Annotated in this window: 25 protein-coding genes and 1 tRNA gene; 12 read left to right on the top strand and 14 right to left on the bottom strand. The window is 63.6% G+C overall.

Annotation, left to right across the window (positions count from 1 at the left end; genetic code table 11):
• Positions 1-94: 94 nt before the first annotated feature.
• Entirely contained in the window at positions 95-757 is a 663-nt protein-coding gene (locus ACVMB1_RS12005) for a cold-shock protein (RefSeq protein ID WP_057018559.1), read from the bottom strand.
• Positions 758-966: 209 nt separating this feature from the next.
• The gene (locus ACVMB1_RS12000) at positions 967-1,728 is read right to left on the bottom strand and encodes an SIR2 family NAD-dependent protein deacylase (protein ID WP_076828654.1); all 762 of its coding nucleotides are present in this window, start codon (positions 1,726-1,728) and stop codon (positions 967-969) included.
• 252 nt (positions 1,729-1,980) lie between these two features.
• On the opposite strand from ACVMB1_RS12000, the gene ACVMB1_RS11995 reads away from it, so the two are divergent.
• Positions 1,981-2,142 carry a hypothetical protein gene (locus ACVMB1_RS11995; RefSeq protein WP_162832435.1) on the top strand — a complete coding sequence of 54 codons (162 nt, stop codon included), beginning with the start codon at positions 1,981-1,983 and terminating at the stop codon, positions 2,140-2,142.
• Positions 2,143-2,577: 435 nt separating this feature from the next.
• On the opposite strand, the gene ACVMB1_RS11990 is transcribed toward ACVMB1_RS11995, so the two are convergent.
• Both ACVMB1_RS11990 and ACVMB1_RS11985 read right to left on the bottom strand, forming a co-directional pair.
• A complete protein-coding gene (locus ACVMB1_RS11990; RefSeq protein ID WP_057018561.1) occupies positions 2,578-2,763 on the bottom strand; it encodes a hypothetical protein in 186 nt (61 codons plus the stop codon).
• A gap of 254 nt (positions 2,764-3,017) precedes the next feature.
• Positions 3,018-3,458 carry a GrlR family regulatory protein gene (locus tag ACVMB1_RS11985; protein ID WP_244558847.1) on the bottom strand — a complete coding sequence of 147 codons (441 nt, stop codon included), beginning with the start codon at positions 3,456-3,458 and terminating at the stop codon, positions 3,018-3,020.
• 75 nt (positions 3,459-3,533) lie between these two features.
• Here ACVMB1_RS11985 and ACVMB1_RS11980 point away from each other — a divergent pair, with 75 nt between their 5' ends.
• The 5 genes from ACVMB1_RS11980 to ACVMB1_RS11960 all read left to right on the top strand — a co-directional run bounded on the left by ACVMB1_RS11980 (position 3,534) and on the right by ACVMB1_RS11960 (position 6,678).
• On the top strand, positions 3,534-3,707 hold the full coding sequence (locus ACVMB1_RS11980) for a hypothetical protein (RefSeq protein WP_018271496.1): 174 nt from the start codon (positions 3,534-3,536) through the stop codon (positions 3,705-3,707).
• A 68-nt stretch (positions 3,708-3,775) separates the two neighbouring features.
• Complete coding sequence (locus ACVMB1_RS11975) at positions 3,776-4,003, top strand: hypothetical protein (protein ID WP_076828658.1); 228 nt, start codon at positions 3,776-3,778, stop codon at positions 4,001-4,003.
• 213 nt (positions 4,004-4,216) lie between these two features.
• A complete protein-coding gene (locus ACVMB1_RS11970; RefSeq protein WP_141341102.1) occupies positions 4,217-4,396 on the top strand; it encodes a hypothetical protein in 180 nt (59 codons plus the stop codon).
• Between the two features lie 841 nt (positions 4,397-5,237).
• On the top strand, positions 5,238-5,690 hold the full coding sequence (locus tag ACVMB1_RS11965) for a VOC family protein (RefSeq protein WP_016844600.1): 453 nt from the start codon (positions 5,238-5,240) through the stop codon (positions 5,688-5,690).
• 346 nt (positions 5,691-6,036) lie between these two features.
• Positions 6,037-6,678 carry a glutathione S-transferase family protein gene (locus tag ACVMB1_RS11960; protein WP_057018564.1) on the top strand — a complete coding sequence of 214 codons (642 nt, stop codon included), beginning with the start codon at positions 6,037-6,039 and terminating at the stop codon, positions 6,676-6,678.
• Between the two features lie 18 nt (positions 6,679-6,696).
• On the opposite strand, the gene ACVMB1_RS11955 is transcribed toward ACVMB1_RS11960, so the two are convergent.
• The 5 genes from ACVMB1_RS11955 to ACVMB1_RS11935 form a co-directional block, all read right to left on the bottom strand.
• Positions 6,697-6,945 carry a hypothetical protein gene (locus ACVMB1_RS11955; RefSeq protein ID WP_057018565.1) on the bottom strand — a complete coding sequence of 83 codons (249 nt, stop codon included), beginning with the start codon at positions 6,943-6,945 and terminating at the stop codon, positions 6,697-6,699.
• Between the two features lie 130 nt (positions 6,946-7,075).
• Positions 7,076-7,333, bottom strand: a complete 258-nt coding sequence (locus ACVMB1_RS11950) for a PilZ domain-containing protein (protein WP_057018566.1) — start codon at positions 7,331-7,333, stop codon at positions 7,076-7,078.
• A 167-nt stretch (positions 7,334-7,500) separates the two neighbouring features.
• Positions 7,501-7,575: transfer RNA gene (locus tag ACVMB1_RS11945), tRNA-Glu, on the bottom strand.
• Between the two features lie 158 nt (positions 7,576-7,733).
• A complete protein-coding gene (locus ACVMB1_RS11940; RefSeq protein ID WP_016844593.1) occupies positions 7,734-7,883 on the bottom strand; it encodes a hypothetical protein in 150 nt (49 codons plus the stop codon).
• An 84-nt stretch (positions 7,884-7,967) separates the two neighbouring features.
• Entirely contained in the window at positions 7,968-8,312 is a 345-nt protein-coding gene (locus ACVMB1_RS11935; protein WP_141341101.1) for a hypothetical protein, read from the bottom strand.
• Positions 8,313-8,465: 153 nt separating this feature from the next.
• Here ACVMB1_RS11935 and ACVMB1_RS11930 point away from each other — a divergent pair, with 153 nt between their 5' ends.
• The gene (locus ACVMB1_RS11930) at positions 8,466-9,698 is read left to right on the top strand and encodes a Zn-dependent hydrolase (protein WP_057018568.1); all 1,233 of its coding nucleotides are present in this window, start codon (positions 8,466-8,468) and stop codon (positions 9,696-9,698) included.
• Positions 9,699-9,705: 7 nt separating this feature from the next.
• Here ACVMB1_RS11930 and ACVMB1_RS11925 read toward each other — a convergent pair whose 3' ends face one another.
• Complete coding sequence (locus ACVMB1_RS11925; RefSeq protein ID WP_057018569.1) at positions 9,706-10,611, bottom strand: sulfite exporter TauE/SafE family protein; 906 nt, start codon at positions 10,609-10,611, stop codon at positions 9,706-9,708.
• 351 nt (positions 10,612-10,962) lie between these two features.
• Here ACVMB1_RS11925 and ACVMB1_RS11920 point away from each other — a divergent pair, with 351 nt between their 5' ends.
• The 4 genes from ACVMB1_RS11920 (at position 10,963) to ACVMB1_RS11905 (ending at position 15,922) form a co-directional block, all read left to right on the top strand.
• Positions 10,963-12,000, top strand: a complete 1,038-nt coding sequence (locus tag ACVMB1_RS11920) for a PrsW family glutamic-type intramembrane protease (protein ID WP_028342108.1) — start codon at positions 10,963-10,965, stop codon at positions 11,998-12,000.
• Between the two features lie 79 nt (positions 12,001-12,079).
• Entirely contained in the window at positions 12,080-13,939 is a 1,860-nt protein-coding gene (locus ACVMB1_RS11915; protein ID WP_141341100.1) for an acyltransferase family protein, read from the top strand.
• Positions 13,940-14,027: 88 nt separating this feature from the next.
• The gene (locus ACVMB1_RS11910) at positions 14,028-14,600 is read left to right on the top strand and encodes an HdeD family acid-resistance protein (RefSeq protein ID WP_057018572.1); all 573 of its coding nucleotides are present in this window, start codon (positions 14,028-14,030) and stop codon (positions 14,598-14,600) included.
• 236 nt (positions 14,601-14,836) lie between these two features.
• Positions 14,837-15,922 carry a 3-deoxy-7-phosphoheptulonate synthase gene (locus tag ACVMB1_RS11905; protein ID WP_057018573.1) on the top strand — a complete coding sequence of 362 codons (1,086 nt, stop codon included), beginning with the start codon at positions 14,837-14,839 and terminating at the stop codon, positions 15,920-15,922.
• A 66-nt stretch (positions 15,923-15,988) separates the two neighbouring features.
• On the opposite strand, the gene ACVMB1_RS11900 is transcribed toward ACVMB1_RS11905, so the two are convergent.
• From ACVMB1_RS11900 to epmA, 4 genes are read right to left on the bottom strand one after another with little or no spacing between them, the layout of a single operon-like run.
• On the bottom strand, positions 15,989-16,234 hold the full coding sequence (locus tag ACVMB1_RS11900) for a hypothetical protein (RefSeq protein ID WP_225644401.1): 246 nt from the start codon (positions 16,232-16,234) through the stop codon (positions 15,989-15,991).
• Between the two features lie 43 nt (positions 16,235-16,277).
• Complete coding sequence (locus ACVMB1_RS11895) at positions 16,278-16,529, bottom strand: hypothetical protein (RefSeq protein WP_225644190.1); 252 nt, start codon at positions 16,527-16,529, stop codon at positions 16,278-16,280.
• Entirely contained in the window at positions 16,498-17,589 is a 1,092-nt protein-coding gene (locus ACVMB1_RS11890; RefSeq protein ID WP_141341099.1) for a lysine-2,3-aminomutase-like protein, read from the bottom strand. The genes ACVMB1_RS11895 and ACVMB1_RS11890 overlap by 32 nt, the downstream gene beginning before the upstream one ends.
• The gene (gene epmA / locus ACVMB1_RS11885) at positions 17,586-18,638 is read right to left on the bottom strand and encodes an EF-P lysine aminoacylase EpmA (RefSeq protein ID WP_141341098.1); all 1,053 of its coding nucleotides are present in this window, start codon (positions 18,636-18,638) and stop codon (positions 17,586-17,588) included. The genes ACVMB1_RS11890 and epmA overlap by 4 nt, the downstream gene beginning before the upstream one ends.
• A 416-nt stretch (positions 18,639-19,054) precedes the next feature.
• Here epmA and efp point away from each other — a divergent pair, with 416 nt between their 5' ends.
• Positions 19,055-19,621 (top strand): elongation factor P, encoded by a 567-nt coding sequence (gene efp, locus ACVMB1_RS11880; RefSeq protein ID WP_016844580.1) that lies wholly within the window; start codon positions 19,055-19,057, stop codon positions 19,619-19,621.
• Positions 19,622-19,730 lie beyond the last annotated feature (109 nt).

The following is a 19,730-nucleotide window of genomic DNA, read 5'->3' as shown; positions in this document are numbered from 1 at the left end:
TCCGGCGGACCCTAACCCGACGATTGCGGCAAATGCCAGAGCCGAGAATGCTCGCCGGCGGCTCACGTTTCCGTCAGGGAGGATCAGACCCGGATCAGTGCGAGGACAGCGCCGACGGACCGGTCTCCGGGTGGATCTCGGCGGCCATCATGCCCTTGGAGCCGGGCCCAAACCGCACCAGCACGTACTGGCCGGGGCGCAGTTCGGTCATGCCGAAGCGGCGCAGCGTCTCCATATGCACGAAGATGTCGGGCGTGCCCTCGCCGCAAGTCACGAAGCCGAAGCCGCGCAGCCGGTTGAACCACTTGACCTGCGCGCGCTCGAGCCCGCTTGTTGCCGTCACCGTGACATGGGTGCGCGGCGGCAGCATCTGCGCCGGATGGATTGCCGTCGATTCGTCCATCGAGACGATGCGGAAAGCCTGGTAGCCCTTCGCGCGCTGCACGCATTCGACGACCAGCCGCGCGCCTTCATAGGCGGTCTGATAACCGTCGCGCCGCAGCACGGTCACGTGCAGCAGGATGTCGGGCCAGCCATTGTCGGGGACAATGAAGCCGTATCCCTTCGAGGCGTCGAACCATTTGATGACGCCGGAAACTTCGACGAGGTTGGCCGCTGCGTCGCCGAGGCCTGAGAAAGCATCCATCGCCGGATCGCGTGGCGCGCTTCCATACTCGCCTTGACCAATCCTGCTTTGCCCAACTCCGCCCATCGGCGGTCCGCCGAGCTTCTTGGACTCAAATCCGTCCGACCCCATGACCCCGGACCCCACACATCAAATGCAGATCGCCGTCGTTGCGGCGCACCCTGTACACGCTGCTCTCCATGACCAACTCACTCGGACTGATTTGGACGCGGCGCGAATCTCTCAACCAAAAGATAACACTCCCGCTTGCGGGGCATAGCTAAAAAACGATTCTTGCGGGAACTATGAACAGACTTGCAGAGCCGCGAATCAATCAGGCATCAATTGCCTACGAAAGGACCAAGCGTGTCGCCGATGTCGTGGCGGATCACCAGATCGGCGATGTCGTCCTGATCGGTCGGCTCGTTGTTGATGATCACGAGCCGCGCACCGCTCTCCTTCGCCATCATCGGAAAGCCTGCGGCGGGCCACACCACAAGCGATGATCCGATCGCCAGAAACAGGTCGCAGTGCCGGGAGAGTTCCGCCGCGCGGCGCATCGCATCCTCGGGCATCGATTGCCCGAACGAGATCGTCGCGGTCTTCACCGGATCGCCGCAGTCCGCGCAGTCGGGGGCGCTGCCCGTCTTGTCGAACTGCTGCTTCACCCACGACAGCTCGTAGTCCTTGCCGCAGCCGATGCAGCGGCCATAGGTCGTGTTGCCGTGCAGCTCGATCACGTCGTCGGCCTTGAAGCCCGACGCCTGATGCAGATTGTCGATGTTTTGCGTGATGATGCCGGGAACCTTGCCGGCCCGGTAGAGCGACGCAAGCGCGCGATGCCCACGACCGGGTTTGGCCGCCGCAAACGTCTGTTCCATCGCAAAGCGGCGCCGCCAGGACTCGTCGCGCGCGTCCTGGCTGGCGACGAACTCGTCGAACGGAATTGGTCGGTTGCGGGTCCACAACCCGCCGGGCGAGCGGAAATCGGGAATGCCGCACTCGGTGGAGATGCCCGCCCCGGTGAAGGGCACGATGGACGACGCCTCCGCAATCATGTTGCCGAGCTGCTCGACGCCGCTGCGCAAGTCTTTTGCGATCACTAAAAACAATCCGGTTGGCCGCAGCGACTATAGCACGGCCCGACCGATTGCGAGCTCAACCGTTGCGCGAGCGATCGGCTGCGAGCGGCGTGTCTTGATCGATCGGCTTGCGATCAGCTGCGTCGGCGCCTCCGCTTGGTCGCTCTTCCAGCGCCTCAGCATCATCACATTCCTGCACTGGCTGCTCCGCATTGACGCCCAATTCGCCGACGCCAATGCGCCCGGGACAGGACCACGGCCAGGAGGATGGGCATGACCGATCAGGAAGACCGCGTCGCGCGCGAGCGCGAGGAGATCGTCGCACGCGTTGCCAGCTTCAGGGCGACGCAGCAGAAGTTCGAGCGCGATCGCCAGGAATATTACGACAACACGCTCGGCAATGCCTGGAGTGGATTTCAACGCAAGACCGCTTGACGCAAGACCGCTTGATGTCCTTGCCAGGCGACCGCGTTCATGGTCCGGGCGCCATGAGGCGCAAGTGAGAAAGCCCCGAGCGGCGTGCTCCGGGCTTATGGCTATTGCCAGTGCCGCCGTGCGATGGTTGCCGCAAACGCAGTTCCGGTTCCCTCGAGCGTTTTCCGTTCCGATCGGATCGCTCGAAAACGCGCCAGCCATACGATAGCGCAAAGCTACCATCGGTTAGCGCTGGAACAAAAATACAACCTCAGAGATTAGCTTGGCGGTGAACGAGGTTGGCATCAATGCCGGCATGGATGGAACTGCTGCTTAACGTGATGGGCTTTGCCGGCTTCATCGGCATCGCGATGTATCACAAGCATCCGAATGGGAAGCTGCCCGACTGAGCGTCGGCGGCGCGTCTCGGCTTGCCGCTCCCCCGGCTTGCCGTCTTCAGTTTGCCTTCCGGGCCTCTCCCGCGGTCCGGACCAACCGGTCCGACTTCACCAGCACTTTGCCGCTCTCCGGCTGCGGCCGCAGCCAGAAGCTGATCACGACAAAAGCCGAGCAGAACAGCAGCCCCACCACCATCACGCGCCGGTGGGTCGGTCGATCAGCACTGTGGAACGATGGCATCATGGCTGTCACCCGCAGCCATCCCAATCGCAATCGCAGGTGGAGACAACACGATGCTGCTCTTAACCTAACCAGGTAGGGTTAGCGGTGGCCGGGTAACGCCTCGTCCGGATCTCCCGATCGGCGGCCGCAGCGGGATTCACAGCGATATCCCCTGCTTGTCCGCAGCAAATCCACAACGCCAGCGGGTCCAATTATCCAACGAAATACGCATCTTGCTGCGCGCTTGTCCACAGCCTCGCGCCGCGTGCGCGCATTCAGGCATCGGCGAGCCATTTCAGGGTGGCCCGGAAACCCAGGCTGCGGGTTCCAACCAGCACGGTTCCGAACACCTCAGCCTCGTCGCCGCTGAATGTGCCGGAGAACCCGCTCGTCACTTCCTGTCCGGCGAACAGCGGACGGGTGAACGGGTCCGCGAAGGGCGAATGCTGGTTGGTGCTGAGATGTCCCTTCCAGGTGCCCTCGCCGGCCGTATAGGCCCCGATTGACCAGAAATATGGCCCGCCGCCGATCAAGAGACCGTCGCGCAGGATCAGGATGCCGCTGTCGCGGCCCCTCACGCCGTCGGTCATGTGGATGTGGATCGAATAGAGCCCGTTCTTCATCGATCGCGCCGCCCGGTCCTGGCGGCCCGCAGTATGGCTCCAATCCGGCCGGCGTGCGAGGCCGATACCGCCCGGCCCTCCGAATCGGCGCAAAAAGGCAGCTCCCCGGGCGCTTACAAATCGTTAAGAAACCCCTGACAAGGTTCGATCCTCCGGAGGGAGAGAGCCATGCTCGTATACCCCGTACCTGTCGAAGTGACGCAAGCCAGAGTGCAGCTCGTCGTCGACCAGACGGCGAAGGAGCAGCCGCGCATCATCAATGAGGATGTGCTGGATGTCTTCGCCGCGAAGAACCAGGCCGACCGTGAAGCGGTCGAGACCATCCTCGACATCAAGGTGTGAGAGCGGCAGTAGCCGACAGGAACCTCTCGACTGCGCACGGGTCATCCTGGTGACGCCAGGAGGCACCCATGTGCAAGCTGATCGCGGTCACCGTCTTCACCCTGATATGCGGCGGGGCCTTTGCCCAGGATATTGGTCCAGCGCCGCAGAGCGGCATGGAACGGCCTGAAAACACCAACGGAGCCACTCAGAGCGGCGCGATGGACACCACGGGGATGGATGTGAAGCGGGCCAACAAATCCGAGATGAAGAACACGGCAAAGGGCGCGGCAAAAAGGGACGACGCAAAAAAGTAGGTTCCCACGACGGAACGTCCGGGAAGCTGCGACCTTAAAAAACGACCTTGAAAAAAAGACGCGACCATCAAAAAAAGGAAGGAACGAGTCTCTCGTTCCGCCGTTATTTTGGCGAGCGGTACAACGAGGGAGAAATCCACCGGAAATATCAGCTCAACAAGCCCCGTCAGCTTACTTCGGTAACTGGCGGGGTTTTGTTTTGTGGAGGCGCCCATGTACGCCCTGTTCCGCGGCAAGACTCAGCTCGGAAGATCGTTCGCGACGGAGAAGGAAGTTTGGGAGGCGGCGCTGATCGACGGTCTTGTCGAGGATGTTCCGGTCGCAGACGAACTCGGTGGCCAGATCCTGCCCGCCGGCTATCGCGTCGAGCGGGTCGATGAATACGAGCCGTAGCCCGATTGGAAACCCGGACGTTCCTGACGCCGGTCAGCCAATTGGAGGAACCAGCCGGCCGAAACGACATGCACATCGCGCGTGGTGCCGACAGCTCACCGCCCTGTCGGCTTTGGAAGGCCCCGCGAATCCCCCTCGCGGGGTCTTTCTTTTGAACCTTTCGCGCGCCGCGAAGACATAAAGGGCGCTGGGGGATTTCAGGGCCCAGCATCCGGCGCAGCGCTGTGGGACGAACATACTCCGTCTACGCGGCGCTGTTGCATTTTACAAATTCAACCTTAAGTTTGGTGTCCAACAGTTGACGGCTCACGCCCTGAGAGATCCCCAGTCCGTCAGCTGGGAAAGCCCCGCATCCAGCCTGCGGGGCTTTCTATTTTCCGGACCCAGGAACCTTCCGCGCGCAGCGACATTGTCTGCCCGGTTGCCGGCACGATCTCCCCAAGGCCGGTCGGCATAGACCTCGCGAGCCCACTCGCGGGGTTTTGCGCTTTAGAGGCCGTCCAACCTCGCGCGTCCTTGATTGGCCGTGATCGGCAATCGGTGCGATAGAGGCCGCGCCTCCAAGGCTCGACCACAAGCCCCGTCCCAGAAATTTCGCTGGGCGGGGCTTTCTTGCATCCGCTGCTGCGCAAGCGTGTCGCGGCACGTCCCGTCCATATCCGGCCGCGTGATCGCGCGGCGCAACCGGAGCCAACGCTCGCGAAGGCGTGAGCATGCAAAGGCGAAATGCGATCGGCAAAACTCGCGCTAACCCCTGCCCCGCGTCGCGTTTTGCTGCTATTCCTTGCCCCGTCTCGCCCGAGCCCAAACAAAATCTCTGAATCTGCAGGAGGATAAGAAAATGCGCTATCTGCACACCATGCTGCGCGTCCGCAATCTTGATGTCGCGATGAAATTCTATCAGGACGCGCTGGGGCTGAAGGAAGTGCGCCGCATCGACAATGAGAAGGGCCGCTTCACGCTGGTGTTTCTCTGCGCAGAGGAAGACCTCCATCTGCTCAAGTCCCTGCCGCAGACCCGCGGCGCGCCGCTTGTCGAGCTGACCTACAATTGGGATGAGGAGAAATACGGCGAGGACCGCCATTTCGGCCATCTCGCCTACGAGGTCGACGACATCTACGCGACCTGCGAGAAGCTGATGAAGATGGGCGTCACCATCAATCGTCCGCCGCGCGACGGCAACATGGCGTTCGTGCGTTCGCCCGACCTGCACTCGATCGAGATCCTGCAAAAGGGCGAGCCGAAAGCCCCGGCCGAGCCGTGGGCATCGATGCCGAACACCGGCCATTGGTAAACACCGCGCCCGCTCCTACGTTCCTGTCGGCGTTTCGCCCTTGCTGAAGCGCCGAACGATCGCGAGGAACGCGACACGATCGTTGACGTTGCTCCCTCACAAGCATGCGAGGAGGCAACGATGGGAAGAGGAATTTTGCTTTGGCTGTTGGGTGTGCCGATCCCGGTGATCATCGTGTTGTGGTTGTTGTTCGGTCACTGACGGCGTCTTGATGCATCGCTATCAACAAGGCTCTGCCGCTATGCGGTGGAGCCTTTTTTTGCTCTCGGTACAATTCACCCCGCGCTTTTCCCCGACGCTTCAGCTATGAACGCGCGCAAAGCACAACAGCGGGAAGAAACGCGTGATGGACGGTAAGCCGCAACTGACGATCTGGGGTCGGGCCAACTCGGTCAACGTGCAGAAGGTGCTCTGGTGTCTCGCCGAGCTCGACCTCCCCTATCAGCGCATCGATGCCGGCATGCAGTTCGGCAAGAACGATCAGCCCGACTATCTCGCGATGAATCCGAATGGCCGCGTCCCGACGCTGGTCGACGGCGACTATGTGCTGTGGGAATCCAATTCGGTGATGCGCTATCTCTGCATGGCCTATGGTCATGGCGCGCCGCTCTATCCGCAAGCGCCGAAGGCGCGCGCCGCCGTCGACCGCTGGCTCGACTGGACGCTGTCGACGCTGCAGCCGGTCGACCGGCCGGTGTTCTGGGGGCTGGTGCGCACGCCGCCGGAGAAGCGCGATATGGTCCAGCTCCAGAAGGACGCCGATGCCGAGGGCGTGGTGTGGCGCGTCGTCGAGGCGCAGCTTGCAAGGCGCCGCTTCATCGAGGGCGATCAGTTCACGATCGCCGACATCGCGCTCGGCGCCTTTGCGCGGCGCTGGCTCGGCGTCGAGGGCGTCACCAAGCCGAAGCTGCCCCATCTCGAACGCTGGTTCGGTGAGATCGCGGGGCGGCCGGCCTTCGTGCGCTTCATCGCGCCGCCGATGTCGTGAGCGCGGGAGGCAAGCCGCTCAACGCCCGCCGCTGGACATCCCGCCACCGACGCTGACGGCGCCACCGAGCTTCACGCAGGTGTCGGAGCCCTCCACCTTGACGAAGCCGGGTCCGTACGATGCGCATGGATTGCTCCGCGTCGCGGATTTCGACGGCAAGGTTTTGCCGGCGTCCGTGGGCATCTGGAAATTGCGGCGGTCGCCCTGCTGCGCGAACGCGGCGGCGGGAAGCAGGACGGCGATGATGGCAATGCAGGTCTTGCGCATCCGGCCTTTTATCCCACGCCGCCGGACGAGGCTAGCTCATGATGCGATCGGGAAGGATCGCAGCATGAGCTAGCTCTTTTCTTGAGCATGATCTGTTCGGAAAACCGGATCCACTTTTCCGGATCATGCTCTACCGCACGAACTTGACGCCGAACGTCCTGCCCTCGCGCCACACCACTTCGCAGGCGCGCCCGGTGCGGGCGTCGCGCGAGAACGCCAGCCGCAGCTTTGCCGGCAGCGTGTTGTTGTCCTGGACCGTGATCTTGGCGCCCGACGAGGACATGTCCTCGACCACGCAGGGCCGCGCGGCAAATCCGCCGTCGAGCGTGATCCAGCCGGATTGGCGCAGCGATTTGCGCGTTTCGCGCTTCCTGGTCCCTGGAGACATCACATCATCCCGAGCCTAGCCGTATCGCCGCTAACTTACCAAAGGGTTGCGAAACAGCTGCGGATTGCAGCGATCCGCCGACCCGTGCACAACGGACGAGACGGCGCGGCGAAAGCGTCCGTCCGAGCACAATGCGTTGAGTTGGCTGGATTTCCGGCTGGCCATGATGGCGCTCCCTAGCGGAATCGAACCGCTCTCTCCACCGTGAAAGGGTGGCGTCCTAACCGATAGACGAAGGGAGCAAAACTCCCGGCAAATCAATACGTTAGACGTGAGATGCGCCGGACTGGCCACGGCCCTCAAGCCGCGACGGGCGAACGTATAGTGGCGATTGGCCGGGCGGGCAAGCGTTCAGAACGCTTTTCCCGGCTTGCAGGTCACAGGGAAGGACATCTGGAGATCACCTGCAGGACAATCCGGCCTCGATCGAGGTCCAGAAGCCGCAATGCGTCGGCACATGCGCATGCGCCCGCGAGCCCCCGACGTGAATCAGGATTGCGGCAGCAAGCGCGACGACGACGACGGGAACAATGAATCTTCGGATCGACATGGGCCTGCGCATCGACCGACATCGTGGCCTAACTAAGGCCTGCGAGCCGGCTGGATGTCCAGGAACAGCGCTCAGCGCCAGCCGCTAGTGATTGCTGGCGACGTCCTGACGATTATTCGGCTGCGCCGCCACAGGCGTCCGCTTGATGCAGGTGCTGCAGATCACGAGCTTGCGCGCCAGCCGGTCGTCGGCATCCGCTTCCGACAGTCGCGCCGGCGATGTCTCCGCCACCGCAGGCGACGCATTCCGCGCATGGCGCCGCGGCTGCGGGAGATTGGGATCCTGTCCGGCACCGTCCCAGGCCAGCGGACCTGTCCCCGGCGGCGGCGTGGTCATGCTGTATTGCTGCGAGACCTGCGCGCAGGCGCCGACAGCGATCGGAAGAAACAGCACAGCGGCCTTGCGAGCCCAGTTCCGGAATGCAGACATGATCACACTCTCACGCTATTCGTACTGCGACCTAAGAGCAGAACCGCTAAGAAATCGTTTGCCCTGATTGTTCCGTCGCATCCAACCGCGTCGGCATCAAGACGGGATTGAGGCGCCAAGGCGCAAATCAAGACGGCAATCCGGAGTCCAATCATGCCAGGCATCAACGGTCGCTTCGACGGCAAGCGCGTGCTCGCCGATCTCAACGCGCTGCGCGCGATCGGCGCCTACAAGACCGGCGTGCACAAGCCGACATTCTCGGAACCGCATCTGCGCTCGCTCGACTGGCTCGCGACGCGTTTGCCCGACGCCAATCTCACCGCAACGATCGACGGCATCGGCAATGTGCTCGGCTCCAGCGCGAAGGCGGGGCCAAAACTGCTCGCCGGCTCGCACCTGGAGAGCCAGAACCATGCGGGCTGGCTCGATGGGCCGCTCGGCGTGATCTACGCGCTCGAGGCGGCGCGCGTCATCAACACCGACCCGGACGCGAACGGCGCGGTCGAGGTCGCCGCGTGGTGCGACGAGGAAGGACATTTCGGCAGTTTCCTCGGCAGCCGGTCGTTTGTCGGCGCGGTGACCGAAGCCGACATCGACGCAGCCCGCGACCGCTCCAGCGATCGCACCATGCGCGATGCATTGCGCGACGCAGGCTTCGCCGGCCGCCCGCGCCTTAATGCCGAGGCCAGCCGCCATATCGGCTATCTCGAAGCGCATATCGAGCAAGGCGACACGCTGGAAAGCAGCGGACTCAAGATCGGCGTCGTCACCTCGATCGTCGGCATCTGGCAGTACCGCATCACGTTCGCCGGCGAGCAGAACCACGCCGGCACCACGCGGATGGCGGTGCGCAGGGACGCCGGCCTCGGGCTGGCGCGGTTCTGCGTCGCGATCGACGACAGCTTCCCTGCCCTGTCGGGACCGCGCACGGTGTGGACCACCGGCCGCATCACGCTGGACCCAGGCGCACCGAGCATCATTCCAGGCGGCGCCGAGATGCTATTCCAGATTCGCGACGACGATCCCGAAGTGATCGGCCGCCTCGAACAACAGCTGCATCGCCTGGCGGCCGAGGCCACCGCTCAGGGCCGTTGCGGTGTGAAGGTTGAGCGCATCCGCACCGGGGTGCCCGCGATGATGACGCCTGCATTCCAGGATGCGATCGAAGCCGCGAGCGCAGCCTGCGCCGGCGGCAAATCGATCCGCATGCCGAGCGGCGCCGGCCATGACGCCCAGGTCCTCGCCACCATCATGCCGGCGGCGATGCTGTTCGTGCCGTCGATCGGCGGCATCAGCCATCACTGGAGCGAGAACACCGACGACGCCGATATCGTCACGGGTGCCGAGGTCTTTGTCGAAACCTGCCGGCGCCTGCTCGCAGGTTAGATCGCCTTCAGGTCGGACCGCCCCGGTTGCCCGACTTCAGCGAAGCCAACGCGTGCGAGTCCTGCACGGTGCTTCTCCTTGCGGTGAAGAAGACGTACAGCAAGCAGATGTCGATCAGGATCGTGCCGGCCATGACGCTGTAGGCCCACGGGCTTTCCATCAGCTTCACTTCGATCAATACGCGCGACAGGCCGAATCCCACGACCCACGCATCAAAGCTCATGCAGATCCGGCGAAACGTCTCGGCGTCCAGCCGCCGGATCAGCCAGGCACCGAGCGGTATGCCGAGGACAACGCAGGGAACGAGCACAAACAGGATGCTCCGGCTCTCGTCGATGAACAGACCGAGCTTGTAATACGCGATTGCAGTAAGGCTGGACTCCGTCACCCGAACCAGTGCGAGACCGGCCCGAAACTCATCTTTGACGAGGCCCTGATTGTTGAAGAGGATCGCCAGCGGCGGGCCCGAAATGGTCGTGACCGAGTACAAGATCCCGAGCATCGTTCCGAAAGGCAAACCGACCAGCCATTTCGACTGGATCGGCCTCCGCCAACCGGCCGCCTGCAGCAGAATGAGCGGCAGAATGATCGAGTAGGTGGCGAACTTGGTCCAGCCGGGCTGAAGCGACGTCAGCGCAAAGGCTCCGACCGCGATGCCGGGCAGCATGCCGATGAGAATAGGCAGCACGCGCCGCCACACGGCCGGAACGCCGCTCAGATTGATGCACAGGACATACAGATTGACGAAGACTTCGACGATGACCACCGCGGGATTGAGGACGCGGTTGGTGTAGAAGACGAGTGCGACCGGCACCGTGAGCGAGGAAAACCCGTAACCAAGCGCGCCATTTACAAACGCCGCAAACAGCGCGATCACGGCAAGAACGATCACAGCAAAATCAATCGAAAGCATCTCTGGCTTTTACCGGATCGGTCGCCTTGCCCACCGCATTATAGCCCAACGACGGGGACGCGGTGCCGAAAGCTGATCGGACCCACAGGCCGCGATCCCGGAATCGTCGGGCTACCAAAGCTCCTGCGCCTGGAACGCCATGGACCTGGCGCTTGGCAGGAACCTGTCCGGGAGCCGCCCTCGGCCCTTAGCTGATCAAGGTCCGCAACGGCACTTTCCAACCCGCTTTCGTAAGGCACCGTGGCATATTGGTCACGAGAACGGCATCAGACCGATTTGCAATCCGCTGAACTTGCTGCCATTTCTTCGGCACGCATCGCTTTGGTGCCATTAAAGGGGCCCGTCCGGCTCATGTTGTTGCTTGAGTCGCTTCCAACCGTCATCGGCGCCGCCGCCATTGCCCCCGCATTGCTGGTGTTGTGGCTGGTCATCGCCGCTGACGAGCGCCCCGGACCGCCGGTTCAGGTGTGGCTCGCCTTCGTGCTCGGCGCGGCCAGCATCTCCCTGCTCGGCTTGGCGCGAATTCCGTTCAATGCGCTGCTTGCCATTCCCGACAATCCCTGGGCGACGCAGGCGGTGCGTGCAGCTTTCGGAGTCGCGGCACCGGAGGAGATCGTCAAGGTGCTCGTCATCGTCGTCATCTCGACGCGGCGCCGCGCCTTCGCCGATCCGATGGATACGGTGGTCTATGGCGCGGCCGCCGGACTTGGATTTGCCGCCTATGAGAACCTCGCCTATCTGGTCCAGCACAAGGACATGTGGCGCGCGCTCGCGGCATTGCGCAGCGTGCTCACGGTGCCGTTCCACGGCGCGCTCGGCATCATCGCCGGCGCCTATCTTGCGATCGCGCGCTCCGGCGGCGCGCTCGGCGCTTACCGGGGTCACCGCGACTGGGCGCGCATGACGAATTGGGCGCTGGTGCTGGTCGCGCCGGTCGCGCTGCACGCGGCGTTCGATTTTCCGCTGCTCGCGCTCCAGCGCATCCCCGATCTCGGCTCGACCACGCGGCTGCTGCTCGGCTCGGCCAGCGTGCTGATCGGCTTCTCCTCGATCGGCTTTGCAATCCGCCTGGTGCGACGCCTCGGCAAGCATCATGCGCCGCGCACCGACGTTGCGCGCGAGCGGCTCAGCCAGCTGCGGCGGATGTGGGCGCTGCTGCTGATCGGCGGCGGCGCCGGCTTTGCCGGCGTCTCCTTCCTGCTCACCTCGCTGCATCATTGGTACGTCAATCCCGAGCGCAATGCGTCGTTCATCCTGGTCCCGATCGGCTTCACCTCGATCCTGATCGGACTGGCGCTGCTCATCGCGACCACCGCCGTCTACTTCCTCGGCCGCAACCGGATGCGGACCGCCTCGGAGGGCTTTCCGTCCGCTCCCGGTCAAAGCTAGCGCCCCGGCCGGCACCGCTCCCCTTGCAAAACAACCTCGGCGGGTTCAGGGAGAGACACAGACCAGGCGCGAGAGGACGATGGGGCACAACTACAAGAATTATCGGCCGGATATCGACGGCCTGCGGGCCGTTGCCGTCTCGTTGGTCGTGCTCGGCCACGCGTTCCCGCAATATGTTCCCGGCGGTTTCGTCGGGGTCGACATCTTCTTCGTCATTTCCGGCTACCTGATCACCGGGATCATCTATAGCGACATTCAGAACGGGAGCTTCAGCCTTGCGACGTTCTATGCGCGTCGCATTCGCAGGATTTTTCCCGCCCTGATCGTCGTCTTGATCGCCGCCTTCATCGCCGGATGGCAACTTCTGATGCCGAGCGAGTTGGTGGCCCTTGGAAAGGAGATTGCGGCAGGCGCGGGTTTCTCGGCAAACCTGCTGTTCTATTCGGAGGGTGGCTATTTCGATGCGGCCGCGCAAACGAAGCCGCTGCTCCATCTCTGGTCGCTCGGCATCGAGGAACAGTTCTATCTTGTCTGGCCTTTGCTGCTGTGGGCGCTGATGCGATGGCGGATCGCCGCCGCCGCTCCCCTTGCCCTGATCTTCATCGCATCGCTTGTCGCAAATATCCTGGTCGTTCGAACCAACCCTGAAGCCGCATTCTACCAGCCGTTCACGCGGGCGTGGGAGCTCGCGGCCGGAGCATTGGTGGCCGTCTGCCTGCCCAACGGATTCTCCGCGGCGCGCGACCTTCTCGGATGGTTCGCGCTCGCGGTGATCGCTGCGGTAACCGCATTCTATTCGCCCTCCATGACCTACCCCGGGATCGCAGCGGTGGCGCCGGTCGCCGCAGCTGCCGCCCTCATCATGTCAGGTCGCAATCGATTTCTCTCGACGCGTACCGCGGTCGCGATCGGGCTGATGAGCTATCCGCTCTACCTCTGGCATTGGCCGATCCTGGTTTTTGCGGCGAGCTTCAAAGGTCGTCCCCTGACTTTGGCCGAGAACGGGCTGGCCGTTGGGGCCAGCTTCATTCTGGCCTGGGCAACCTATCGCTACGTCGAGCGCCCAATCAGGTTCGGGCAGTGGCGGGTGGCGCCGGTCCTTGCGGCATCGATGGTGGCCGTTGCATCGGTGGGAGCATTGGCGATCGTCGACGGCTTTGCCTTTCGGCTTCCGGCGATCGTTCGCGAAGCCGGCGCCATGACCGTATCCAGGGACTTCCTGAGATACGGCGAATGTCATATCTCCGCTTCCGCCGATCCCGCGTTTGATCCGAGTTGCGTTGACGCCAGCAAGCGCCCGCTTGTTTTCGTATGGGGCGATTCGACCGCCGGCATGCTTGCCGCCGGGCTGCGGCAAGTCCAGGGCGATCAATTCGGGTTAGCCCAGCTCACCGTCAATTCCTGCCCGCCACTCTTCACCGCGCAGGCCGAGACCATTCCGTTTTGTGTTCAAACCAATCGCCACATCGTTGCTGCGGTTGCCCGCTCGCACCCCGATGTCGTGCTTCTGCACCTGGCGTGGAGCAAAGAACCCACCGCCGACGATCTCCGCCCGACGATTGTCGCCCTCAGACAGGCCGGCGCCGCCCGTGTCATCCTGGTCGGCCCTGTCCCCGTCTGGACCGACACGGTGCCCCATCTGACGGTGCAATATTTCCTGCGCCATCATACATTGATCCCGGAACGCAGCCACGATGTGCGATCGACCAAGCAGACTGACGACAGGATTGGGCAGCTCGCCGCCGATCTCGGGATCGAATATCTGTCGCCCTATGACGAGCTCTGCAACGCGGACGGATGTCTGACGAGGGTCGGGACCAGCGCAAACGACCTGGTATCGGCCGACTTCCTGCATCTGTCGCCGCGCGCCTCGCGATATCTGGCGGCCAGGCTTGTGCCAAGGATTCTGGCTGTCGAAAACCGCCATGCAGAAAGATGAGCGCACAGCTATTGCCGCCGCAACTGACGGGCTGACCATTTATAACCGGTTAGGATAGACTGCACACGCGCAGATCCGGAGAGCCGCGATGACCCTGTCCAACGACCTCGACAAGCTGCGATCGAAAATGCAGGCCGCGGTGAAGGCGCACTGGAAGGCGTTCCTGTTCGAAGGCATCCTGCTGGTGATCCTCGGCATCGCCGCGATGATCGTGCCGACCTTCGCGAGCCTCGCCGTCACCATCTTCCTCGGCTGGATGTTCCTGATCTCAGGGATCGGCGGGCTGATCGTGACGTTCTGGGCGCGCAACATGCCGGGCTTCTGGTGGTCGCTGATTTCGGCCGCGCTCGCCGTGCTGGCCGGCATGGTGCTGCTCGCCCGTCCGATGCAGGGTGTGCTGACGCTGACCATCGTGGTCGGCGCCTATTTCGTCGCCGAGGGCGTCGCCACCGTCATGTACGCGCTGGAGCACCGCCGCGAATTGTCGGGACGCTGGTCCTGGCTGCTGATCGCCGGCCTGATGGACATCGTGATCGCCTTCTTCATCATCGCGGGCTTGCCGGAATCCGCGGGATGGGCGATCGGCCTCCTCGTCGGCCTCAATCTGATGTTCGGCGGGGCGACCCTGATCGGCATGGCGTTGGCGGCGCGCAACACCTGACGCCGAACCGCGGGGGGCTTGCATTTGGGGGGTGACAGCCCCAAATCCCTGCGCTATAGAGCCGCCCCATGATCACCGTCGCCACCAGCTATTTTTGGTACTTTAGCTACGACAGCTCGCTGGCGGCAGGAGGATCGCGCTCAATCTGAAGAATTGCAGCAAACGTCCAAAACAAGCCGCCAGACCTGGCGGCTTTTTTGTGTGCCGGCAGGTCCCGAAATCCAAAGGAGCCAGCCGTGTTGAGTACGACAGACGATCTTCGCATCAAGGAATTGAAAGAGCTCAGTACGCCCGAGGAGGTGATGCGGGAGGTCCCGCGCACCCTGACGGCGACCCGGGTGGTGATGGGCGCCCGCAACGCCGTCCACGCGATCCTGAACGGCACCGATGACCGCCTGCTGGTCGTCGTCGGCCCCTGCTCCATCCACGATCCCGCGGCGGCCGTCGATTACGCCGAGCGCCTCGCCAGCCTGCGCGAACAGCTCGCCGACCGCCTCGAGATCGTGATGCGGGTCTATTTCGAGAAGCCGCGCACCACCGTCGGCTGGAAGGGGCTGATCAACGATCCCGATCTCGACGGCAGCTTCGACATCAACAAGGGCCTGCGGCTCGCCCGCAACGTGCTGTCGGCGGTGAACAATCTCGGCCTGCCGGCCGGCACCGAATTCCTCGACATGACGACGCCGCAATACATCGCCGATCTGGTTTCCTGGGCCGCGATCGGCGCGCGCACCACCGAGAGCCAGATCCATCGCGAGCTGGCTTCCGGCCTGTCCTGCCCCGTCGGCTTCAAGAACAGCACCGACGGGGGCGTGCGGATCGCGGCGGACGCGGTGAAGTCGGCCTCGCACCCGCATCACTTCATGGCGGTCACCAAGGGCGGCCGTTCAGCGATCGCCGCGACCAGCGGCAACGAAGACTGCCACGTCATCCTGCGTGGCGGCCGGGCGCCGAACTATGATGCCGCGAGCGTCGATGCTGCCGCCGCCGAGCTCGGCCGCGCCGGTGTCGCGGCGCGGCTGATGATCGACACCAGCCACGCCAACAGCAGCAAGAAGCCGGAGAACCAGCCAGCGGTTGCCTCCGACATCGCGCGCCAGGTCGCAGGCGGCGAACAGCGCATCATCGGCGTGATGATCGAGAGCAATCTTGTCGCGGGACGCCAGGACGTCGTGCCAGGCAAGGCGCTGACCTACGGCCAGAGCATCACGGATGGCTGCATCGACCTCGGGACGACGGCTGACGTGTTGAAGCAGCTGGCCGATGCCGTCGACGCAAGGCGCAGCGTGCGGCGTGACGGCCTGCAGGAGCGTTCGGCCTGACGCGGCCGAACGGATTGAGCGTTGCCGGCGGGGCGAATATCGCGCCTCGCCGGTCAGCTGCGTGGGTTAGCAACCGCGGCAGATGCTCTTGATCTTCCTGTCGAGCGCCGCGTCTTCCTTGTTGGCTTGACTGTTCGGATCGCTGATATTCTTCTCGCTGCCAACGTCGCCGCGGCGCGGCTGACGATGTCCGATCGGCGCCTCCGGGACCGTCCCGCCCTTCTGCATGGAGGACGATCCGCCCTGTTGCTGCGCCCAGGCTTGGGAGATGCCAAGCTGGGGCGCTCCGGCCGCAACCATCATCAGAGCCATCAACAAAACTGTCTTCCGCATCTCGCGTCTCCGCTTCTCAACCCTATCGCGCCCGTTCCGGCACCTCGACGGTAGCACAGTTGCGTCGCCCCTGCGCTGCGCAATCCTGTACCTTCCGTATATCGGCCATCGTGCCAAGGAGCCAGATTCCCGCGGCGACCAGCACCACAAAGAAGCCGAACATCACAGCATTTTCGATGCTGCGGTTGCCCTCATCCTCGGGCGGCTCCTGCCGTCCGTCCCCGGCCCCGCTCATCGCCGCCTCAGGATTGCGGCGGGTAAAGATGAACGTCACCACAATAATCGACGATACGGTAGCGCCGTTCCATCGGATCTTCACGTTCGCGGGAAGCCGGCTGCGACAAATAGCTCGGGCCGATCGGCGCCTTGCCGTGGCCGCCGGGGATGTCGAGCACATAATCCGGCTGACAAAGTCCGGACACACGCCCGCGCAACGCCCGCATCAGTTCCTGCCCGGCTTCGATCGTGGTGCGCAAATGCGCTGTGCCGGGCGCAAGGTCGCCGTGATGCAGATAATAGGGCTTGATCCGGCACTCGACGAAGCCGCGCATCAGCGCCTCGAGCGTCGCAGCATCATCATTGACGCCGCGCAGCAGGACGGACTGGCTTACCAAGGGAATGCCGGCGTCTGCAAGGCGCGCGCACGCTGCGCGGGCATTGTTGCTCAGCTCACGCGGATGGTTGGCATGGATCGCAATCCAGGTCGTCGCGCCTTCGACCCGCAGTGCCGCGATCATCTCGGGATTGATACGGCCCGGATCGGCGATCGGAACACGGGTGTGGAGGCGAACGATCTTCACATGATTAATGTCGGCGAGATCGGCCATGATCTCGGTCAGCCTGCGCGGCGACAGCATCAAGGGATCGCCGCCGGTCAGGATGACTTCCCAGATCTCCGGATGGCTGCGGATGTAATCCAGCGCCGCACGGTAGGCGTCATCGGACAAGGCCGAGGCCTTTCCCGGCCCGACCATTTCGCGCCGGAAACAGAACCGGCAATACACCGCGCAGACATGGACGAGCTTGAACAACACCCGATCGGGATAGCGATGCACGATTCCGGCGACCGGCGAATGCGCTTCGTCGCCGATCGGATCGGCGTTCTCGCCCGGCTGCTCGACGAGTTCGTCGGCGCTCGGGATGAACTGCCGCGCGATCGGGTCGGCGGGATCGGCCGGATCAATCAGCGCGGCGAGCTCCGGCGTCACCGCGACCGCGTAGCGCGCAGCAACCCGCTCGAGCCCGGCCAGTGCTGCGACCGGCGCGAGCCCGGCATCGACCAGCTCGCGCGGCTGTCGCAGCGTCGCCGCCAGTTTTGGATCGATCCTGTTCATGTCTCTCCCGCAGGCGGCGTCCAGACCACCTGATCAATTCGTGGCGCGCCGCTCGCGAGCATCACCAGCCGGTCGAAGCCGAGCGCGACGCCGCTGGCCTCCGGCATCTGGCCGACCGCGGCAAGGAAATCGTCATCGAGCGGATAGCGCTCGCCATAACGGCGGGCCTTCTCATCCATCGCTGCGGTGAAACGATGGCGCTGCTCGGCCGCGTCGGTCAGCTCGCCGAAGCCGTTGGCGAGCTCGACGCCGCAGGCATAGACCTCGAAACGCTCGGCGACGCGCTGATCGCCGGCCTTGGTGCGCGCCAGCGCGGCCTCTGGCGACGGATATTCGAACAGCACCGTCAGACGGCCCTGTCCCAGATGAGGCTCGATATGCTCGACCAGCACCTTGCTGAAGATATCGGACCAGGTGTCGTCATCTGCAACCCGCACCCGCGCTGCTGCAGCCGACGCCAGCGCTTCGCGGTCGCCTTCGCCGCCTGAGATCGTCGCCAGGAGATCGATGCCGGCGAAGCGCTCGAAACCTGCCGCGACCGTCAACAACTCCGGCTCCGCAAACGGATCGGCCGTCCTGCCGCGGAATGAAAACCGGCCGATCCCGGTCGCCTGAGCCGCATGGGCGATCACCACGATCGTGTCGGCCATGATGGCGTCATAGCCGGCATTGGCGCGGTACCATTCCAGCATCGTGAATTCGGGCAGATGCAGGTCGCCGCGCTCGCGGTCGCGGAACACCCGCGCGAACTCGTAGATCTTCGGCTCGCCGGCCGCGAGCAGCTTCTTGCAGGCGAACTCCGGCGAGGTGCGCAGATAGCGGGGCGCATGTGAGCCATCGGCCTGCCTGAGCTCGGTGCGAGGAGCGTGCAGATGGGTCTCGTTGCCCGGCGAGATCTGCAGGATCGCGGTCTCGACCTCGGCAAATCGCTGCTCCTCGAACCAGGCGCGCAGCGCTCGCGTGATCGCCGTCCGCGCCTGCAGGAACGGCCTGCGGTCGGCATAGCGCTGCGGCATCCACCAGGGCGACGGCCGGTCATGAGCTGTCATCGCCAGAGCATCCTCACGGATTCAACATCAACGAGCCGCCATCCGCACTCAAGAGTCCCGCGCAACCGATTGATTCCACACAAATTCATAAGCCTACACAGCCCGAGCCTCCGCGGAACGCAGCGAGGCTGATCCCTTCTTGTCGAAAGACGCGCACCTTGTCCATGCGCGCGCGTGGCTGAACCTGAACCACGGCTCGCGCGTCCCATCCGCAGTTTCGCTGAAACGGATGAGCCCATGGCCGAAAAATAGGGCCGATCGGGACGGCCGGGACGGTTGGCAACCTTGCGAATTCGGCCGCAAAAGACTGGCATCTCAGGGACAAATCAGTATGTTGCAGCCCGAAATCGCCGCCATGGCCGAGGGGCTGCCGATCCGGTTGGCGCCCTTAGGCTCTCAAATTCAGGAAAACACCTTTGAAAGTCATCGCCAGTTCCATCCGCAAGGGCAACGTCATCGAGCAGGACGGCAAGCTCTATGTGGTCCTGTCCGCCGAGAACATCCATCCCGGCAAGGGCACCCCGGTCAGCCAGATCGAAATGCGCCGCATCGGCGACGGCGTGAAGGTTTCGGAGCGCTACAAGACCACCGACCAGGTCGAGAAGGCCACCGTCGAGGACCACAACTACAACTACCTCTATGAAGATGGCGACGGCTTCCACTTCATGAACAACGACAACTACGACCAGGTCCAGGTCTCCAAGGAGATCGTCGGCTCGTCCGCGCCGTATCTGCAGGAGAACATGACCGTGAAGCTCTCGATGCACGAGGGCAACCCGGTCGCGATCCAGCTGCCGCAGCGCGTGACGCTGGAAGTGGTCGAGACCGAGCCTGTGACCAAGGGCCAGACCGCCTCCTCGTCCTACAAGCCGGCCATGCTGTCCAACGGCCTGCGCACCGGCGTGCCGCCGCACATCACCACGGGCACGCGCATCGTGGTCATGACCGAAGACGGTTCCTACGTCGAACGCGCCAAGGACTGAGCGCTTGAGGCGCGGTGGGATTTGAAATGAATCGTCACCGCGCCTCAACTTGTTGGTTAAGCATCAACTTTAGCGAAAACCGCTACACACTTTTCCGGAACTTGCTTTA

The organism is Bradyrhizobium sp. USDA 4504, from assembly GCF_054063995.1.
The sequence above is the reverse complement of the archived record's forward strand: the minus strand, read 5'-3'. Positions and strand labels throughout refer to the sequence as shown.